At 69.4% G+C, this 17,873-nt stretch carries 15 protein-coding genes and 1 rRNA gene; 11 read left to right on the top strand and 5 right to left on the bottom strand.

The genetic code is table 11. The features are described 5' to 3' along the window. The first annotated feature begins 165 nt into the window (after positions 1 to 165). From TR33_RS24235 to TR33_RS24220, 4 genes are all read left to right on the top strand, one after another. Entirely contained in the window at positions 166 to 2,466 is a 2,301-nt protein-coding gene (locus TR33_RS24235) for a DEAD/DEAH box helicase (protein ID WP_199806188.1), read from the top strand. A 164-nt stretch (positions 2,467 to 2,630) separates the two neighbouring features. Beyond that, the gene (locus TR33_RS24230; protein ID WP_042285725.1) at positions 2,631 to 2,819 is read left to right on the top strand and encodes a DUF4244 domain-containing protein; all 189 of its coding nucleotides are present in this window, start codon (positions 2,631 to 2,633) and stop codon (positions 2,817 to 2,819) included. After that, a complete protein-coding gene (locus TR33_RS24225; RefSeq protein WP_017536180.1) occupies positions 2,797 to 3,153 on the top strand; it encodes a TadE family protein in 357 nt (118 codons plus the stop codon). Before TR33_RS24230 ends, TR33_RS24225 begins: the two co-directional genes overlap by 23 nt. An 11-nt stretch (positions 3,154 to 3,164) precedes the next feature. Further along, positions 3,165 to 3,551 (top strand): Rv3654c family TadE-like protein, encoded by a 387-nt coding sequence (locus TR33_RS24220; protein WP_042285724.1) that lies wholly within the window; start codon positions 3,165 to 3,167, stop codon positions 3,549 to 3,551. 36 nt (positions 3,552 to 3,587) lie between these two features. On the opposite strand, the gene TR33_RS24215 is transcribed toward TR33_RS24220, so the two are convergent. The 5 genes from TR33_RS24215 to TR33_RS24195 form a co-directional block, all read right to left on the bottom strand. Continuing rightward, a complete protein-coding gene (locus tag TR33_RS24215) occupies positions 3,588 to 4,289 on the bottom strand; it encodes a type II secretion system F family protein (RefSeq protein ID WP_042285723.1) in 702 nt (233 codons plus the stop codon). Positions 4,290 to 4,327: 38 nt separating this feature from the next. Beyond that, positions 4,328 to 4,993, bottom strand: a complete 666-nt coding sequence (locus TR33_RS24210; protein WP_042285721.1) for a type II secretion system F family protein — start codon at positions 4,991 to 4,993, stop codon at positions 4,328 to 4,330. Then, positions 4,990 to 6,282, bottom strand: a complete 1,293-nt coding sequence (locus TR33_RS24205; protein WP_042285720.1) for a TadA family conjugal transfer-associated ATPase — start codon at positions 6,280 to 6,282, stop codon at positions 4,990 to 4,992. The genes TR33_RS24210 and TR33_RS24205 overlap by 4 nt, the downstream gene beginning before the upstream one ends. Then, entirely contained in the window at positions 6,279 to 7,415 is a 1,137-nt protein-coding gene (ssd, locus tag TR33_RS24200) for a septum site-determining protein Ssd (RefSeq protein WP_042285718.1), read from the bottom strand. The genes TR33_RS24205 and ssd overlap by 4 nt, the downstream gene beginning before the upstream one ends. Before the next feature lie 941 nt (positions 7,416 to 8,356). After that, positions 8,357 to 9,169, bottom strand: coding sequence for a Fic family protein (locus tag TR33_RS24195; protein ID WP_026125303.1), 813 nt, complete (start codon positions 9,167 to 9,169; stop codon positions 8,357 to 8,359). A 205-nt stretch (positions 9,170 to 9,374) separates the two neighbouring features. Between TR33_RS24195 and acs the strand changes: the two genes are divergently transcribed. The 7 genes from acs to TR33_RS24160 form a co-directional block, all read left to right on the top strand. After that, the gene (acs, locus tag TR33_RS24190) at positions 9,375 to 11,345 is read left to right on the top strand and encodes an acetate--CoA ligase (protein ID WP_042285716.1); all 1,971 of its coding nucleotides are present in this window, start codon (positions 9,375 to 9,377) and stop codon (positions 11,343 to 11,345) included. Between the two features lie 183 nt (positions 11,346 to 11,528). Continuing rightward, the gene (locus TR33_RS24185) at positions 11,529 to 12,017 is read left to right on the top strand and encodes a phage holin family protein (RefSeq protein WP_014909062.1); all 489 of its coding nucleotides are present in this window, start codon (positions 11,529 to 11,531) and stop codon (positions 12,015 to 12,017) included. A gap of 10 nt (positions 12,018 to 12,027) precedes the next feature. Further along, the gene (locus TR33_RS24180) at positions 12,028 to 12,942 is read left to right on the top strand and encodes an alpha/beta fold hydrolase (RefSeq protein WP_017536188.1); all 915 of its coding nucleotides are present in this window, start codon (positions 12,028 to 12,030) and stop codon (positions 12,940 to 12,942) included. After that, on the top strand, positions 12,939 to 13,442 hold the full coding sequence (locus TR33_RS24175; RefSeq protein ID WP_026125304.1) for a DUF309 domain-containing protein: 504 nt from the start codon (positions 12,939 to 12,941) through the stop codon (positions 13,440 to 13,442). Before TR33_RS24180 ends, TR33_RS24175 begins: the two co-directional genes overlap by 4 nt. Positions 13,443 to 13,981: 539 nt before the next feature. After that, positions 13,982 to 16,405 (top strand): sodium-translocating pyrophosphatase, encoded by a 2,424-nt coding sequence (locus tag TR33_RS24170; protein WP_042285777.1) that lies wholly within the window; start codon positions 13,982 to 13,984, stop codon positions 16,403 to 16,405. Between the two features lie 200 nt (positions 16,406 to 16,605). Continuing rightward, positions 16,606 to 17,079 carry a SixA phosphatase family protein gene (locus TR33_RS24165; protein WP_042285714.1) on the top strand — a complete coding sequence of 158 codons (474 nt, stop codon included), beginning with the start codon at positions 16,606 to 16,608 and terminating at the stop codon, positions 17,077 to 17,079. A 628-nt stretch (positions 17,080 to 17,707) separates the two neighbouring features. Further along, positions 17,708 to 17,873 (top strand): 16S ribosomal RNA (locus tag TR33_RS24160); the annotation flags it as partial.

Below are 17,873 nucleotides of genomic sequence, written 5' to 3'. Positions count from 1 at the left end.
CATTCAACCACGGGTGCGGTGAGTGTCTTCCCGCCATGAACGGAAAGCGACGACCCCGCGCAACTCTTCCCCCGGATGTCACACTGAAACCGATGTCCATCGATGCCCGGGGCGTGTTCCCAGGGTCCCGAGCTCGGTGAACGTGTCCAGTGAGGAGGGGTCTCGATGAGGCGATCGGAGCCCGTGCTCCCCGGTGTATGGCGTGATGACACACGGTACCCGCAGGTCACCCATATCGAGCATGTGACCCGGAACGAGGGAGAGAGCGGGGACTGGCCGACGTGGACCGCCCCCCGCCTGGTCGCGCGACTGGCCGAACGGGGGATCACGAAACCGTGGTCCCACCAGGCGGCAGCCGCCGATCTCGCACGTTCGGGCCGCGATGTGATCATAGCCACGGGCACCGCCTCGGGGAAGTCGCTCGCCTTCCTCCTACCCGCCGTGGACGCGATCGACGCGGGAGGAACGGTGCTCTATCTCTCGCCGACCAAGGCGCTCGCCCAAGACCAACTCCGGTGGATTACGGACCTGGGACTTTCGGGCATGAGGGCGGCCGTCTATGACGGTGACACCTCTCGTGAGGAGCGCTCCTGGGTCCGTGAACACGCGAACTACGTCCTCACCAATCCGGACATGTTGCACCACGGGATGCTTCCCGGACACCCCGCCTGGACCCGCTTCCTCCGTCGGCTCCGCTACGTGGTGATCGACGAGGCGCATCGGTACCGAGGGGTGTTCGGGTCGCACGTCTCCCAGATCCTGCGGCGTCTACGCAGGCTGTGCGCCCGCCACCGGTCCGAACCGGTGTTCGTGCTGGCCTCGGCCACGTCGGGGTCGCCCGCCGAGAGCGCCGGCCGGCTGACCGGGGTGCCGGTCGTCGCGGTGAGCGAGGACGGATCGCCCCGGCCGGGGATGTCCGTGGCCCTCGTGGAGCCGGAGCTGACCGACATGACCGGCGAACAGGGGGCGCCCATTCGACGTACCGCGCCCTCTCAGGCCGCGGAGATGCTGGCCGACCTGGTCGTCGAGGGGGTGCGCACCCTCGTGTTCGTACGCTCCCGTCAGGGCGCGGAGGTCGTCGCGTTGAACACGCAACGCCTACTGGCCGAGCGGGGCGAGAAGGATCTGGTCGACCGTGTGGCGGCCTACCGGGGCGGTTACCTCGCGGGCGATCGGAGGGCCCTGGAGGAGGCGCTCCGCACGGGCGAGCTCCTGGGGCTGGCCAGCACCAACGCCCTGGAACTGGGCGTGGACATCAGTGGTCTGGACGCGGTGCTCATCGCCGGATGGCCCGGCACGCTGGCCTCGCTGTGGCAACAGGCGGGGCGAGCGGGACGACGGGGCGGCGACGCCCTGGCCGTGTTCATCGCCCGGGACGACCCCCTCGACACCTACCTGGCGCATCACCCCGAGGCCATTTTCGGACGCTCGGTCGAGGCCACCGTCCTGGATCCGGAAAACCCCCATATTCTGGGTCCTCACCTCTGTGCGGCCGCTCAGGAGCTGCCGATCACCCATGAGGATTTCTCCCTCTTCGGTGGGACGACCGGTGAGAGACTCGACGATCTCGTGGCCGGGGGACTGCTCAGGAAGCGGCCCCGGGGCTGGTTCTGGACCAGCAACGAAAGGGCTAGTGACCTCGCCGATATCCGAGGTTCGGGTGGTGCGCCGGTACAGATCGTCGACACGGGCAGCGGACAACTGCTGGGAGAGATCGACGAGGCGGCCGCGCACGGCACCGTCCACCCCGGAGCCGTCTACCTCCACCAGGGGGTGACCCACCTGGTCGACGAACTCGACCTGACGGAGGGCGTCGCCCTGGTACACGAGGCCGAACCCCCCTACAGCACCTGGGCCAGGGACACCACGGACATCACCATCCGCTCCGAACTGCGCGGTGAGAGCTGGCCGAGCGGGGCCACCGTGCACTTCGGAGAGGTCGAGGTCGTCCGCCGGGTGGTGGGCTATCTCAAACGCGACGTGCGCACCGGCGCAGTCCTCGGCGAGCAGCCCCTCGACATGCCGGAACGCACCCTCCAGACCCGCGCGGTCTGGTGGACCCTCGACCAGGACGCCGAGAACCGGCTTCGAGGGCAGGACGTGGGTCTGCTCGGAGCGGCGCACGCCGCCGAACACGCCTCGATCGGGCTGCTGCCGCTACTGGCCACCTGCGACCGGTGGGACATCGGAGGGGTCTCGACCTCGCTGCACGCCGACACCGGAAGACCGACGGTGTTCGTCTACGACGGATACGAGGGCGGGGCCGGGTTCGCCGAGCGCGGATACGCGGCCGCCCACGAATGGTTGACGGCCACCCGGGCGGTGATCGCCGACTGCGAGTGCGATCAAGGCTGTCCTTCCTGTGTCCAGTCGCCCAAGTGCGGCAACGGGAACGAGCCGCTGAGCAAGTCCGGTGCCCTGCGCCTTCTCGACGAGGTGCTGGGGAAGGTGGCCACCGACCCCTGAGCGAACGTTCCGCGGTGTCCGGTGGGGCTCGGGCGGAACGGGGGGTGTGGCGGTTCGGGGTGGGTTGTCCACAGGCTGTGGATCGCCACTTCCCCGACGCCCCCCGACCGACCAACCTGGAAGTACCGGGGTGGCGACCACACCCCCGTGACCAGGGAGGTCCCGTGTTCCCCTATCAGTGCTCGAACGACCGCACGCCCCTCGACGACCGGGGGATGACGACCGCGGAGTACGCCATGTGCACCGTCGCCGCGGTCGCGCTCGCCGGAATCCTCTACCTCATCGTCACCGGAGATCCCGTCCAGTCCGCCCTCACCTCGACCATCGTCGATGCGCTCGGCTCCGACCGCTGAGCGCGGCTCCGTCACCATGGAGACGGCCATGGTGCTCCCCGCGCTCCTGGTGGTGTTGACGATCGGACTCGGTGGGGTCGGGGCGGCGAACGCCCAACTCTCCTGTGCCGACGCCGCCCGGATCGGCGCCCGTGCGCTGGCCCGGGGTGAGACACCGGAAAGGGCCCGTTCCCTGGCGGAGGAGGCCGCCCCCGCCGGAGCACGGGTCGATCTCACCACCGAGTCGAGCACCGCCCTGGTCTCCGTGTCGGCCGCGTTCCGACTCGGCCCGGAATGGGCACCGTCCGTCGAGGTGGCCGGGGACGCCTCGGTCCCGTTGGAACCCGGCCTGTGAGGGGCGACGACATGGGATCCGCCGCCGTCTGGTGGGTCTCCTGCTGTCTGGTGTCGTGGTTCCTGGTCCACACCGTGCTCACCATCGCCGCGGTCCGCCTGGAACGCGACCGCGCCGGTACCGCCGCCGACCTCGCGGCGTTGTCGGCGGCGGCCCGGGCCCACCGGGGAACGGAGGCGGCCTGCGCGGTCGCTCGGGAGACCGCGCGGGCCAACGGAGCCGATCTCGACGAGTGCGCCGTCGACGTCCACACGGTCACCGTGACGGTCGCGCTCTCCTCGACCGTCCTGCCCCGGACGGTCCGGGCCCGTTCCCGTGCCGGCCCGGCCCACCTTCTCGAAGCGGAGCCGGAGGGGACGGCACCCTCTCCCGGGGTTCCTCCCTCTCCGTCCTCCTGACGGGCCCGGACCGTGGCTTGGTGCGGGCACCCCTCCTCAGTGGGCCAGAGCGGCGTCGAGCAGACCGGCGGCCATCGGAACCAGGCCGATGAGGATGAAGGCCGGCAGGAAACATGTCCCCAGAGGGGCGATCACCAGTACACCCAGGCGTTCGATCCGTTCCATCGACCGGGCTCGAGACGCTCTCCTCAGATCCGCGGCGTGCCGGTCGAGGAGATCGGCCACCGGAGCCCCGGTCTCGGAGGCCCGGGCCAGATCGCGCCCCACCGCGAGCAGGGGAGCGGGCAGGGCGGAACGTCGCCAGGCCTCGGCGGGTTCCGCTCCCAGCCGCAGACGTTCGGCGACGGCGGCCAACTCCGCTCCGGACGTGCCGGTGGCGGCCCTGGAGACAGCGGTCAGACAGGCCGGAAGGGTGGCGCCGGCCCGGATCCCCGAGGCGATCAGACCGATCAGTATCGGGAGGTCGGTGTCGACCGGAAGCCGCTCCGGCGAGGAACGTCCCCTTCTCCGCCACCACACGGCGGCGGCCCCGGCGAAGACGAGGGGCCCGGCGAGCGGACCGAACAGCACGGTCGCCACCGTGACCGCTCCCGCCATGATCGTCACCGGAATCCACCACGTCGGTGGGCGCCGGCGGGGGAGCCGCGGGGGACGAGCCGGGCCGGAGCCACGTCCGGGGCCCGAGGCCACCGTCACGGCGGCAACCGCGCAGAGCACGGTCGTCACCTCGAAGAACATCCCTCATCCCCTTTCGGTCGCGCGAATCGAGGCACGGATCACCGCACCGCGCCCCTGACCATGCGCAGGGTCCACCAGGCTCCGATCAGGTCCAGGGCCACCCCGACCGACAGACACAGGAGCCCCCACGCCGTGGTGAACAGGAACGTCAGTGGGGAACCACCGAGCCCGGCCGACATGACCAGCCCCACCAGGGGCAACCCGCTCAGGACCAGGGCCGTGGTCCTGGGGCCCGCGGCCCGGGCGACGGCCTCGGCCCGCAACTCCTCCCGTTCGGTGAGTCCGGCCGCGAGCTCGTCCACCACGTCGGCCAGACCCGCCCCGGTCTCCGAGGCCACCTCCCAACACGCCGCCAGGTACGCCAGGGCCCGCAGGTCCTCCTCCCGTCCCGCCGCACGGCGCAGCGAGGCGATGTCCGACAACCCGCCCACGAGGGGTCCGACCTCGACCGAGGCCGTGGCCAACGCGGGTTCGGGCGGCTGGCCGGCCCGGAGCTCGGCTGCCATCACACGACAGAGCGAGATCACCGCCCGCCGTCGTTCGGCGCTCGTGCGGTCGGTGAACGAGGGGAGACGCCACGCCGGTGGGCGCCGTCGGAGCACGGAAGGGGTGCCGGGCAGCAACAGGGCCAATCGGTGACGGCCGCCGGGAGGGGACGACCACAACAGGGCGGCGCCCAGAGCGCACACCACCAGGAACGTCATCGCCTCCACCCTTCGCCGAGTCGGAGGGAGAGCTCCGCGACCCCCGCGTACTCGTGCCGGTGGCCCTCTCCATCGAAGGCCACCGCCGGCACCGCGCTCACCAGCCCGGAGGGACGGCGCCGTAGTGTACGGACCTCGGCGAGTCGACGTCCGGCCCGATCGCGCACCAGATGCAGGACGAGCACACCGGTGGCGGCGAGTTGGCTGTGCACGGCGGCCCGGTCCATCCCGGCCGCGCAGCCCATCGCCTCCACCCGCGCGGGGACCTCCGCCGCGCCGTTGGCGTGCAGGGTGCCGGCGCCGCCCTCGTGGCCGGTGTTCAGAGCACCCAACAGGGACACGATCTCCGGACCTCGGGCCTCTCCGACCACCAGACGATCCGGGCGCATCCGCAACCCCTGACGGACCAGGGTCTCCAGGGTCACCTCGCCGCTGCCCTCGATATTGGGCGGCCGGGTCTGGAGCCGCACCACGTGCGGATGGTCGGGGCGAAGCTCGGGGGAGTCCTCGGCCAGCACGATCCGTTGGTCCGGAGGCACCAGGGACAGGAGGCAGGACAGCAGGGTGGTCTTTCCGCTGCCGGTGCCCCCGCTGATCAGGAAGGGCACCCGGCGTTCCACCAGGGCCGCCAGCAACGCGGCCCCGGAGCGGGTGAGGGTGCCGCATTCGATCAACCGCGCGAGGCCGAACACCCGGTTCGGCGGTAGACGGAGCGAGATGCAGGCGCTGCCGGCGCAGATCGGGGGTAGGACGGCGTGCAGCCTCGCCCCGCCGGGGAGACGCGCGTCGACGTAGGGGGACGCGGCGTCCAGTCGGCGGCCGGCCCGAAAGGCCAGCCGTTGGGCCAGCCGCCGGACCTCCTCGGCCGAGTCGAAGCGCACCCCCTCGGCCCTGCGCAGGCCCTCTCCGGAGTCGACCCACACCTGGTCGGGTCCGTTGACGAGGATGTCGGTGACACCGGTGGTCATCAGCGCCTCCAGGGGGCCCGCTCCGTAGAGTTCCGCCCCCAGCTCCCTGGTGAGGTCGAGCATGTCGGTCCCGCCGAGCGGGGTGCCCTCGGCGCGCAGGGCGGCCGCGACACCGGCCGGGGTGATGGGACCTCCTTCGGCCACGAAGCGATCGCGGACGCGTTCGACCAGGGCCCTGCGTCGCGCGGCGGTCACCGGGCCGGTGTCCCGTTCCGGGCCGGGCGGAGACGCGGGAAGGGGCGGGGCGTCGGACGAGCGATGTTCCCGGGTCGGCGCGGCGCGATCCGCTCCGCCTCGCCACAGACGTTCGAGGCGCGTCATCCGGCCTCCCGACGGTCGAGGAGGAGCGAGACCACCCGGTGGGCGTAGCGGGCCATCGGAGAACGGGGATGCCGCGCCGGTACCTCGCCCGCGGCCAGAGCGCGGGACAGTCCGGGTTCCGGGGGGAGGTCGGCGTCGAGTTCCACGCGCAGGTTGCGTGCGACCACCGATGCCGGCACCTCCTCCCGGGCTCCGCGTACCACCAGCCTGAGCCGGTCGGTCTCCCGGCGGAGTCGGCCGACCATCCGGGAGGCGGAGAGGACGGAGCGTACGTCGGCGGGGACCACCATCAAGACCAGGTCGGAGCCGTTCAAGAGGGCTCGGGTCGCCGGGTCGAAGGAGCGTGGCAGGTCGACGACGACCAGGTCGGCGCCGCGTCGAGCGGAATCCAGGACCGAGCGGGCCGTGCCCGCCGGGAGGGGGAGACCCTGGGCGTCCTCGTCGCCTCGTGACCAGGTGAGCACGCTCACCGGGCCGGCCCGGGGCAGGCCTTCCCGGAGGATCCGCCAGGGGGTCCGGGACCGCCGATCGGCCAGATCTCCCCATCCCGTGCGGGGAGAGGAAGGGGAGCGCTCGTGGCCGAGGTGGACGTCGGGACCGTGTCCGAGGGGGTCGGCGTCCAAGAGGGCGGTGTCCCGCCCCGCCCGGCCGGCGGCCAGCGCGAGGGCGATCGTGAGCAGGCTGGCCCCGGCCCCGCCGCGCCCTCCGATCACGGAGACGACGGGCGCCGTGCCGCGTTCGTCGATCGAGGAGAACAGTTCGACGAGCGCCGCCTCGTCCCGAGGCAGTGCGAAGGAGAGGGCCCCAACGTCCCCTCGTCGGTCCGCCGGGGGCCTCGGTCCGGAGTCCGAGGATGGTTCGCGCGGTCCGGTGGTCCTCGTGGGGAGAGGGCGCGGGTCGAGGGAACGGGTGACGAGGATCGGTCGAGGCCCGGGCTCGGGTTCCGAGCCGCGCAGGGCCGGTTCCAGATCCGGGCCGACGACGACCAGAGGGGCCCGGTGCCAGGAGCGGAGCGCCTGTTCCGGGGTGCGGGCCACGGTGATCTCGGTGGCCGCGGCGGCGGCCACCCTGCGCAGGTCGTCGAGGAGCGCGGGGTCTTCGGTGACGATGAGGGGGTGGCGCGGACCGTCCATCGGACCTCCGGGAGGCGGCGGGGCTGCTTCTTCGACCATGGCCGACGCCGGAGAGGGAGGGAAGCGGGGTACGCGGATCTGTGGACAACCCTCGACCGCTCGGGGGACCGAGACGGGAGGGGCGAGGTCCACCCGGCGGGCGGGACACACGCACGGGGGCGCTCGTGTGTCCCGGCCCGTCAGGTGTGACGGAGCGGATCCCGTGGGCCGACCCCACAGGGGGGACCTGGGGCGACCCGACTCCGGTTCCGGGGGTGGATCGGAGCCGACCCGGGGGCGGGTCGTCGTTCCGCTCTCCTTGGGAGGATCGAAGGGCGCGGTGGGCGCTCCCCCGATCGAGGAGAAAGGTTCGTGGATTCGAGTCCTGTGGGGAACGGCCGGCGATCTGTCATGCGTGACATGTCCGCATTGTCGATGTCCCGGCCGAGGACGTACCCGTCCCGGTGTGTTCGCCGGATGGGCGTGGTCCTTCGCTCGACTTCCGGATCAGACGTTACCACGAGGCTTCGCTTATGGTCTCGCGAATCGAGAACGGGAAAACGATTGTTCGTCTTTTCGATGAAGGGAGGACGGCGCACAAAGAAAGAAGGCCGTGGGGTGATCGTGTCCCGGCGCGGATGTTCGGAACCCGCGTGTCGAAGCGGATGTAGGGCCTGACCAGTGTCGGTGGTACCGGGTTTCACCGGCTTGGTGTGGAGTTTTACGGCTTCCGGTGGTCCGTTTCGTCGGGTCGGAAACGGGAGCCCGGTATCTCCACTCGAGGCGCCCTTCCATCTGCGCGTGCATCTGCACGCGGCAATCCGACCATTCCCCGACTTCCAAGCGTGACCGAACCGATATGAATGGTCGGGCTACTGGTTGGTAAATAAACTTGTTCGGTGAAGCGGAGCGGCTTTCCCGGAAACGCCGCGAAGGCCGTTCCCGGGAGAACGGACAGAGCCTCAGCCCCGCTTGAGCGCCTCACAGGTCGCCAGGGAGTCCTGGGCTCCGGCGAGCACCGCACGGCAGCAGTACACGATCCAGCCGCCCACGCCCTCGGGGGTTCCCGCCATGTACCCGCGCAACGCGGGACCGTACTCGTCCTTCAGCGTCCTGTGCCCCGACTCGGAGGCGACCAGGGACTTCGGGTCCAGGCCGCGTTCGATGAGGGTCAGGCGCTCGGCGGCACGCGCGACCAGGCCGTCCCCCCAGCCGAACGGGCGGATCGCCATCAGTTCGCCGTGCACGAGAGAGGAGGTGACCAGGGCGGGCACCTTGGTCCGGGACTCCAGCAATCGGTACAGGCCTTCGAGGCGGGCGGAGGCCACCGCGGCGCTCGGAGCGGGACCCAGCTCCAGCGGGTCCTCGATCCGCTCGCCCTCCAGGCGGGGGCGCCCCAGGGCCTCTTCGGAGACCGCGTCGGCGGCGGCCAGCGTGTGCAGTCGCGCCAGGGTCTGACGAGGGGCCTTGGGCCAGGTGTCCACCAGACCGCCCAGCTCACCGCCGATCCGGAGCGCGCCCTTGATCCGCGTGTCGTACACGTGTCCTTCGCGAATCTCGTCCATCGAGACTTCGGCGCCCTCCAACGCGGCGGAGGCGCACGCTCCCCGCAACGAGGACTCCAAGGACACGTCGTTGCTGCGCCGACGCAGGATCCGATGGTCCCGGAGACGGTCGACCAGGGTCCGTGTCTCGTCGATCGCGTCGTTCACGCCCGGAAGCTCGGCGATCCGGGAGAGTGGGTCGGACAGGGAGGCAGAACTCGATTCGCTCACGTCAACCAACACTACGCGCCGGTAACACCGTGTGCCTCCACCGAGGAGCGGGCAGAACAGAACCGCTCATCGTGAACCGACGACCGCTCGCCGACCGTTCGTCGCGTGTTCGGCCCTTGCCGCCGCTGGACGCCACCCCGGCTGTTCACGAGGTATAGACCACATGGTTAATTGGGTGTCAACCGCCAACGTAAGGAGAGTCACAGTGGCCGACAGCACTCCCACGAGCCAGGAGACACTGTCCAACCTGCTCCGTGAGACCCGTAGTTTCCCGCCGCCCGCGGAGTTGGCCGCGCACGCCAACGTCAAGGCGGACGTCTACGAGACCGCGGACGCCGATCGCCTCGGCTTCTGGGAGGAGCAGGCCCGGAGGCTCCAGTGGGATCGGCCCTGGGACACCGTCCTGGACTGGAACCCGCCGTACGCGAAGTGGTTCGTCGGTGGAAGGCTCAACGCCTCCGTCAACTGCGTGGACCGCCACGTGGACGCGGGGTTGGGCGACCGGGTCGCCATCCAGTGGGAGGGCGAGCCCGGCGACAGCCGCAGCATCACCTACGCCGATCTCAAGGACCAGGTCTCCCAGGCGGCCAACGCCCTCACCGAACTCGGTGTGACCAAGGGCGACCGGGTCGCCATCTACATGCCGATGATCCCGGAGACGGTCGTGGCCATGCTGGCCTGCGCGCGTCTGGGCGCCGTGCACATGGTGGTCTTCGGCGGATTCTCCGTGGACGCTCTCGGCCAGCGACTGGACGACAGTCAGGCCAAGCTGGTCATCACCGCCGACGGCGGTTACCGGCGGGGCAAGCCCAGTGCGCTCAAGCCCGCCGTGGACGAGGCCGTCGCGACCCGCCCCACCGTGGAGAACGTCCTCGTCGTCCGCCGCACCGGCCAGGACGTCGAGTGGACCGACCGTGACGTGTGGTGGCACGAGGCCGTCGGTTCCGCGAGCACCGAGCACACGCCCGAGGCCCATGACGCCGAGGACCCGCTGTACATCATGTACACCAGCGGCACCACGGCCAAGCCCAAGGGCATCCTGCACACGACCGGCGGCTACCTCACCCAGGCCTCCTACACGCACTGGGCGGTCTTCGACCTCAAGCCCGAGACCGACGTCTACTGGTGCGCCGCCGACATCGGCTGGGTGACCGGTCACTCCTACATCGTCTACGGTCCGCTCTCCAACGCCGCGACCGTCGTCATGTACGAGGGGACCCCGGACACCCCGCACAAGGGGCGCTTCTGGGAGATCATCGAGAAGTACAAGGTCACCATCGCCTACATGGCCCCGACGGCGATCCGTACCTTCATGAAGTGGGGCGATCGGATCCCCGCCGAGTACGACCTGTCGAGCCTGCGCGTCATCGGCTCGGTCGGCGAACCGATCAACCCCGAGGCCTACGTCTGGTACCGGGAGAACATCGGCGGGGGCAGGACCCCGGTCGTGGACACCTGGTGGCAGACCGAGACCGGAGCCATCATGGTCAGCCCGCTGCCCGGCGTCACCGCGGGCAAGCCCGGCGCCGCCATGCGCGCCGTACCGGGCATCGTCGCCGACGTGGTGGACGAGAACGGGGCGTCGGTCCCGAACGGCGAGGGCGGCTTCATCGTCATCCGTGAGCCGTGGCCGTCGATGCTCCGCGGCATCTGGGGCGACGACCAGCGCTACAAGGACACCTACTGGTCGCGCTTCGAGGGTCTGTACTTCCCCGGCGACGGCGCCAAGAAGGACGAGGACGGCGACCTGTGGCTGCTCGGCCGTGTGGACGACGTCATGCTCGTCTCCGGCCACAACATCTCCACCACCGAGGTGGAGTCCGCCCTGGTCTCGCACGAGAAGGTCGCCGAGGCCGCGGTCGTCGGCGCCACCGACAAGGTGACCGGCCAGTCGATCGTCGGCTTCGTCATCCTGCGAGGCGGCCAGGAGGAGGTCCCGGAGGACCTGGTGAAGGAACTGCGCGACCACGTCGGCGGTTCGCTCGGCCCGATCGCCAAGCCGGCCCGTCTGCTCGCGGTCCCGGAGCTGCCCAAGACCCGTTCCGGAAAGATCATGCGGCGCCTGCTGCGTGACATCGCCGAGAACCGTGACATCGGTGACACCTCGACCCTCACCGACGCGTCGATCATGGACGTGATCGCCAAGCAGCTGCCCTCTACGGGCAAGGCCGACTAGAACGTCGGTCGGCCGACGCGTGGCGCCCCGCCCCCGGAACGGGGCGGGGCGCCTTTACGGTTCGGCCGTTGACAAAACCCGAGGCCGCCGTTTTGCGTGCCGTGAGAGACATCCGTGGCAGGGCATGTGCGAGGATGCGGAGGATCATCCGCGTGTTCGGACCGAGAGAAGGGAACCCCCACGATGGTGGACAAGCCGGGTGCCGGCCGACCTGGCGCTGCCAGCGACCCCGAACGTTCCATCGGTGAGCTGGTCTCCGACGCCACCGACAACCTCTCCCGCCTCGTACGGCTCGAGATCAAGCTCGCCAAGCTCGAGGCCAAGGCGGACGCCACCAAGATCGGGAAGAGCATCGGCGAGTTCGGTGCCGCCGGTGTCGTCCTGCACCTCGTCGCGATCCTCTTCTCCGTCACCGTCGGGCTCTTCCTGGCGGAGGTCGTGGGCTGGCAGTACTGGCTCTCGTTCCTCGCCGTCACCGGGTTCTACCTGCTGATCGCGCTGATCTTCATCCTGGTCGCCGTCATCAACCTGCGACGTCGCCAGGGTCTGGCCCGTACCGCGGTCACCACCTCCCGACTCATGGGGATCCTGCGCGGAGAGATCCGTCCGCCCAAGCGGAGCGACCTCGACACCGCCGAGGAGGGCGAGACCTCCGGCTCGGCGAACAGCTAGCCCTCCCCGAGTGCTGGACGATTCGGCCGCCTACGTCGACGGCCCCTGGAACCATCGGACGGTCAGCGCCGCCGGTGCCCGCTTCCATGTGGCCGAGACGGGAGAGGGGCCCCTGGTCCTCCTCCTGCACGGATTCCCCCAGTTCTGGTGGGCCTGGCGCTCACAATTGGTGGCGCTGGCCGAGGCCGGATACCGTGCCGTCGCCGTGGACCTGAGGGGATACGGGGCCAGTGACAAGACGCCCCGCGGCTATGACCTGGTGGGTTCGGCCCAGGACATGGCGGGTCTGATCCGGGCGCTGGGAGCGGCCGACGCCATCGTGGTCGGCCACGGCGTGGGTGGGCTCGTCGGTTGGACGATGGCCTCCTACCACCCGGAGTCGGTCCGTGCCCTGGCGGTCCTCTCCGCCCCCCACCCCCGACGGGCGGCACGTGTCCTGCTCTCCGGTGGTCCGGGCGTCTCCCACATGCTCCGGGCCCAGATACCGATCCTTCCCGAGCACCGTCTGCTCACCGACGGCTGTGTCCGCGTGGGCGAACTCCTCGACGCCTGGTCCGGGCCGGGATGGCCCCACGCGGAGACGGAGGAGCGCTACCGGCTGGCCTTCGCGATCCCGAAGGTCTCGCACTGCTCGCTCGAATACCACCGGTGGATCTTCCGATCGCGCTGGCGTACCGATGGGCTCCGCTACGCCCTGCGTATGCGGACCCCGTTGCGCATCCCCGTCCTTCAACTGCACGGATCGCTGGATCCGGTCTGCCCTCCGAAGGTCGCTCGGGCCTCGGGGGGTCTGGTCCGGGGCCCGTATCTCTGGAAGCCGGTGGAGGGGACCGGGCACTTCCTTCACGAGGAGAGCCCGAACGAGGTGAACGAGGCTCTCGTAGGCTGGACGAGCGAGATCGGAACGGCGGTGGGGGACGGATGACGACCCGAACGGACGACGCACGCGATCGGAACCCCGAGGGGCGCGCCCAGAATCAGCGGCCTCGCGACCGCTATGGGCGGCCGATGCCGCACGGTAGCAGGGGAGAGGTCGAACGGGTCCCCGACGACGCCGAGTTCACCGTGGAGGAAGGGTTGAACGAGGCCCAGCGTCTGCTCGACCAGGGGTACGCCTTCACCGCGCACGAGGTGCTCGAAGCGGTGTGGAAGTCGTCCCCGGAACCCGAGCGCGAGCTGTGGCGCGGGTTGGCGCAGACCGCGGTCGGGGTCACCCACGCCCAGCGCGGTAATCGGGTGGGTGCGGCCCGCCTGCTCCGCCGGGGCGCCGAGAGGGTGGAACCGTTCGGACCGAACGCCCCGCACGGCGTGGACGTGGCGGGGGTGGCCGGGTTCGCGCGAGGGCTGGCCGACGACCTCGACGCGGGACGCGCGACCTCCGGGGACGGTATCGACCCCTCGGGAATGCGGCTCCGCACCGCCTAGATCCGGTTGGACCGAAACCCCCGCGCAGCCGAGGCGCAGGGGGCCACTGTGGCGCTCGCTGCCTCCTGTGGCCCCTGGGGGCGAAGAGGGACATTCCTGCTTCATGCTTCTATGTGTGTTTTAGTGTGCCGATGGCGTTAAAGCATTATGCAACGTTATTCGAGTGCCAAAGGCTCGTTGAAACTATTTATCCGAATCATGAGATCACCGGGGGGTCACATCTTCCGGCTCTCTTGAGAAAATGCCGAACCGGCCCTCTTATTCATTCTGATTCGTGCGTACAATCCCCGGATCACCGTTCGCGAGAACGCCACGCGAGCGGCGTGTACCACACAGAAGGGTGGCACCGCTTCGACCCCGACACGTGTGCCGTCACTCCAGTTCATGAGCCTTTCGGACGGCGGCGCACACACCGCGGTGCGCGGCACCGGAGCCCGTGAGACGGCTGTTCCGCACACCTTGGACGGCGGGGCCGAAAAGAAAGTGCCCGTCTCAAGGAGGACGGATTGTCTGGGCTCAACCTCGCCGCGGGAAGCGGCATGGTCCTGGCACTGGAGGGCAGGGATCTCACACTTGTCATCGTCGTCATGGTGGTCGCGCTACTCGCGCTCGCCGTGGCGGGAATGCTCGTACGTGAGGTACTCTCCGCCGGCCAGGGCACCGAGCGAATGCGCAATATCGCGGTCGCGGTTCAAGAAGGGGCCGGGGCCTACCTGAAGCGACAGTTCCGCACCCTCGCGGTCTTCGTCGTCGTCATCCCACTACTTCTGCTGATGCTCCCCGCCGACACCTGGGGCATCGCCATCGGCAGGTCGGTCTTCTTCGCCCTCGGAGCACTGCTCTCCGCGGCCACCGGGTTCATCGGCATGTGGCTCGCGGTCCGCGGCAACGTCCGTGTGGCCGCCGCCGCCCGAGGAGGCGGCGAGAACGACGGTCGTACCGCGATGCGGATCGCCTTCCGCACCGGTGGCGTCGCCGGCATGATCACCGTCGGCCTCGGCCTCTTCGGCGCCGCGCTCGTCGTCGTCCTCTACCGGGGCGACGCGCCCATCGTCCTGGAGGGCTTCGGCTTCGGCGCCGCCCTCCTCGCGATGTTCATGCGTGTCGGCGGCGGCATCTTCACCAAGGCCGCCGACGTCGGCGCCGACCTCGTCGGCAAGGTCGAACAGGGCATCCCCGAGGACGATCCGCGCAACGCCGCCACCATCGCCGACAACGTCGGGGACAACGTGGGCGACTGCGCGGGCATGGCCGCCGACCTCTTCGAGTCCTACGCCGTGGTCCTCGTCGCCTCGCTCATCCTCGGCCGGGTCGCCTTCGGTACCGAGGGGCTCGTCTTCCCGCTCCTGGTCCCGATGATCGGCGTCATCACGGCCATGATCGGCATCTTCATCGTCGCCCCCAGGGCCAGGGACCGGTCCGCGATGAGCGCGATCAACCGCGGTTTCTTCATCTCCGCGGCGATCTCCGCAGTCCTGGTCACCCTGACCGCCCTGTGGTACCTGCCCGGCAGTTTCCAGGAGATGAACGGGGTGAGCGAGTCCGTCCTCCAGGAGATCGCCGCCGCGGGTACCGACCCGGACCCGAGGTTCATCGCCATCGCCGCCGTCCTCATCGGCCTGGTGCTCGCCGCCGCCATCCAGCTCCTCACCGGCTACTTCACCGAGACCGACAAGCGTCCGGTCAGGGACATCGGGGAGAGCTCCCGCACCGGGGCCGCCACCGTCATCCTCTCCGGCATCTCCGTCGGTCTGGAGTCGGCGGTCTACTCGGCCCTGCTCATCGCGGGTGCCGTCTACGCGGCCTTCCTCCTCGGAGGCGGGTCCATCACCCTGAGCCTGTTCGCCGTCGCCCTCGCGGGCACGGGGCTCCTCACCACCGTCGGCATCATCGTCGCGATGGACACCTTCGGTCCCGTCTCCGACAACGCCCAGGGCATCGCGGAGATGTCCGGTGACGTCGAGGGCAAGGGTGCCGACATCCTCACCGGTCTCGACGCCGTCGGAAACACGACCAAGGCCATCACCAAGGGGATCGCGATCGCCACGGCGGTCCTGGCCGCCACCGCTCTCTTCGGGGCCTTCCGGACCTCGGTGCAGGAACGTCTCGGGGACACCGAGGTCTTCTCCCTGTCCCTCGACGAACCCGACGTGCTCGTCGGCGTGATCATCGGCGCCGGCGTCGTGTTCTTCTTCTCCGGCCTGGCCATCATGGCGGTCGGTCGCGCGGCGCAGCGCGTGGTCATGGAGGTGCGCGACCAGTTCCGTACCCGCCCGGGGATCATGGACGGCACCGAGAAGCCGGAGTACGCGCGGGTGGTCGACATCTGCACCAAGGACTCCCTGAGGGAACTGGTCACCCCGGGGCTGCTCGCGGTCCTGGCTCCCATCGCCGTCGGGTTCGCCTTCGGGTACGCGCCGTTGGGCGCCTTCCTCGGTGGGGCCATCGCCGCGGGTGTGCTCATGGCGGTGTTCCTGTCCAACGCGGGAGGCGCCTGGGACAACGCCAAGAAGCTCGTCGAGGACGGGCACCACGGAGGGAAGGGGTCCGAGGCGCACGAGGCCACCATCATCGGCGACACCGTGGGCGACCCCTTCAAGGACACCGCGGGTCCGGCCATCAACCCGTTGCTCAAGGTGATGAACCTGGTCGCGCTGATCGTCGCCCCCAGCGTGGTGATCTACGCGGACAACGTCGTCCTCCGGGTCGTGGTGACCGTGGTCGCGGTCGGACTCCTGGTCGCGGCCGTGCTCTGGTCGAAGAACCGCGGCGCCGGCGGCGAGACGGACCCGGCCGACCTGGAGGGGAGCGTGGAGCCCGAGGCCGCTCCCGAACACGACGGCGGTACGGCGCTCGGAGACGGGGGCCCGTCCCCGTCCGGGAACGTCGACGGCGATGTGATCGGGAACGGTGAGGGAGAACGCAGGGAGGAGGCCCGCGCCGGAGACGTCGGTAAGGACTGACGGAGAAGAGGTCTTCTCCGACGAGGCCGTCCGGGGGCCGACCCCCGGACGGCCTCGTCATATGCGCACCTACCCTGAGGGAAGGACGTAGGTGAGAGGGAGTGGGTCGCGGTGTCCGGAATGAAGGGGCTGTTCGTCATCCTCGGGGTCATGTTCGGCTTCATGGCGTTCCTGGCCATCGTCGCGACGGTGGTGTCGCCGTGACCCGCACTCTGTTGCTGATGCGGCACGCCCAGGCCGAGGACGGCGCCGGGACGGCGGATTTCGATCGTCCCCTCACCGATCGCGGGCGTGCCCAGGCCGAGTCGGTCGGCCGTCTGCTCGTCGAGCGGGGATACCGTCCCGACCATGTCGTCTGTTCCTCCGCTCTGCGCACGCGGCAGACCCTCGAGGGGGTCTTGGCGGCGATGGGCCATGAGCCCGAGGTCGACCACACCGAGGCCGCCTACCTCGCCGGACCGGAGAGCCTTCTGGAACTGGTGGGTTATGTGGCTCCCGAGGTGAACACGTTGCTGGTGGTGGGACACAACCCGACCATCGCCCAGGTCGCCTCCTCCTTCGTGGGGCCCGAGGCTCTGGCGGCCTTCTCTCCGGCCACCGTGGCGTCGGTGGAGCTGGAGGTCGAGTGGCTCTACGCGGCCCCGGGAACGGGGACCGGGCACATCCTCGGTTGATGTGACCCACGACACCACCGGAACCGTTTGCTTCGGCCGATGGGCGGGGGTAGTGTTCTCCGAGTCGCCTCCGACCGGCCCAAGGCCGCGAGGGGGGTCGAAATCCTCTCGATCGAAACGAACACGGATTCTCCGTGGGCGTGATCGGATCTTCGAATCGGACATCTTCTCTTTCTCAGCCGAAACGGTTCGGGCACTGCCTGGGGCATGTAGGATGAAAGAGTCGCTTCCCGGAAGCCTCCACCACAAAGGCGGAGAACAAAGGAAGCAAACGGGCTTTACCCCGATCGGGAACACCGAAAACCGCCGAGTTGCGGGACACGGAATACCTGATAAAGTAAAGACACAACACAGCGGGAAACACCGGAAACGGTGCGAACGCGAACAAAGCCTTCCACGGAAGAGCAGAACGGGACATCGGTTCCGGAGCTTGTACGGGAAGCGTGATTGTTTCTTGAGAACTCAACAGCGCGTGTTTGATTTTCTTTAAGCCATGTTTGTTTTGGCCCCGACCACACTTCGGTGTGGAGGGTTCCTTTGATTGGTCACGAGAGTGACCGGTCAGGATTTCTTCTAGGTTTACCCTTCCCAGGCTGATCTTCGGGTCGCCGGGTCGGGTTGAGTGACCTTTATGGAGAGTTTGATCCTGGCTCAGGACGAACGCTGGCGGCGTGCTTAACACATGCAAGTCGAGCGGTAAGGCCCTTCGGGGTACACGAGCGGCGAACGGGTGAGTAACACGTGAGCAACCTGCCCCTGACTCTGGGATAAGCGGTGGAAACGCCGTCTAATAC

This window comes from Nocardiopsis alba (assembly GCF_000710955.1).
GTDB lineage: Bacteria > Actinomycetota > Actinomycetes > Streptosporangiales > Streptosporangiaceae > Nocardiopsis > Nocardiopsis alba.
The sequence above is the reverse complement of the archived record's forward strand: the minus strand, read 5'-3'. Positions and strand labels throughout refer to the sequence as shown.

Excerpts from the sequence above, each read along its gene's own strand:
- TR33_RS24235 (WP_199806188.1), top strand. The coding sequence starts at position 166 with ATGAGGCGATCGGAGCCCGTGCTCCCCGGTGTATGGCGTGATGACACA.
- TR33_RS24225 (WP_017536180.1), top strand. The coding sequence starts at position 2,797 with ATGCGCTCGGCTCCGACCGCTGAGCGCGGCTCCGTCACCATGGAGACG.
- TR33_RS24220 (WP_042285724.1), top strand. The coding sequence starts at position 3,165 with ATGGGATCCGCCGCCGTCTGGTGGGTCTCCTGCTGTCTGGTGTCGTGG.
- TR33_RS24215 (WP_042285723.1), bottom strand. The coding sequence starts at position 4,289 with ATGTTCTTCGAGGTGACGACCGTGCTCTGCGCGGTTGCCGCCGTGACG.
- TR33_RS24210 (WP_042285721.1), bottom strand. The coding sequence starts at position 4,993 with ATGACGTTCCTGGTGGTGTGCGCTCTGGGCGCCGCCCTGTTGTGGTCG.
- TR33_RS24205 (WP_042285720.1), bottom strand. The coding sequence starts at position 6,282 with ATGACGCGCCTCGAACGTCTGTGGCGAGGCGGAGCGGATCGCGCCGCG.
- ssd (WP_042285718.1), bottom strand. The coding sequence starts at position 7,415 with ATGGACGGTCCGCGCCACCCCCTCATCGTCACCGAAGACCCCGCGCTC.
- TR33_RS24185 (WP_014909062.1), top strand. The coding sequence starts at position 11,529 with ATGGTGGACAAGCCGGGTGCCGGCCGACCTGGCGCTGCCAGCGACCCC.
- TR33_RS24175 (WP_026125304.1), top strand. The coding sequence starts at position 12,939 with ATGACGACCCGAACGGACGACGCACGCGATCGGAACCCCGAGGGGCGC.
- TR33_RS24170 (WP_042285777.1), top strand. The coding sequence starts at position 13,982 with ATGGTCCTGGCACTGGAGGGCAGGGATCTCACACTTGTCATCGTCGTC.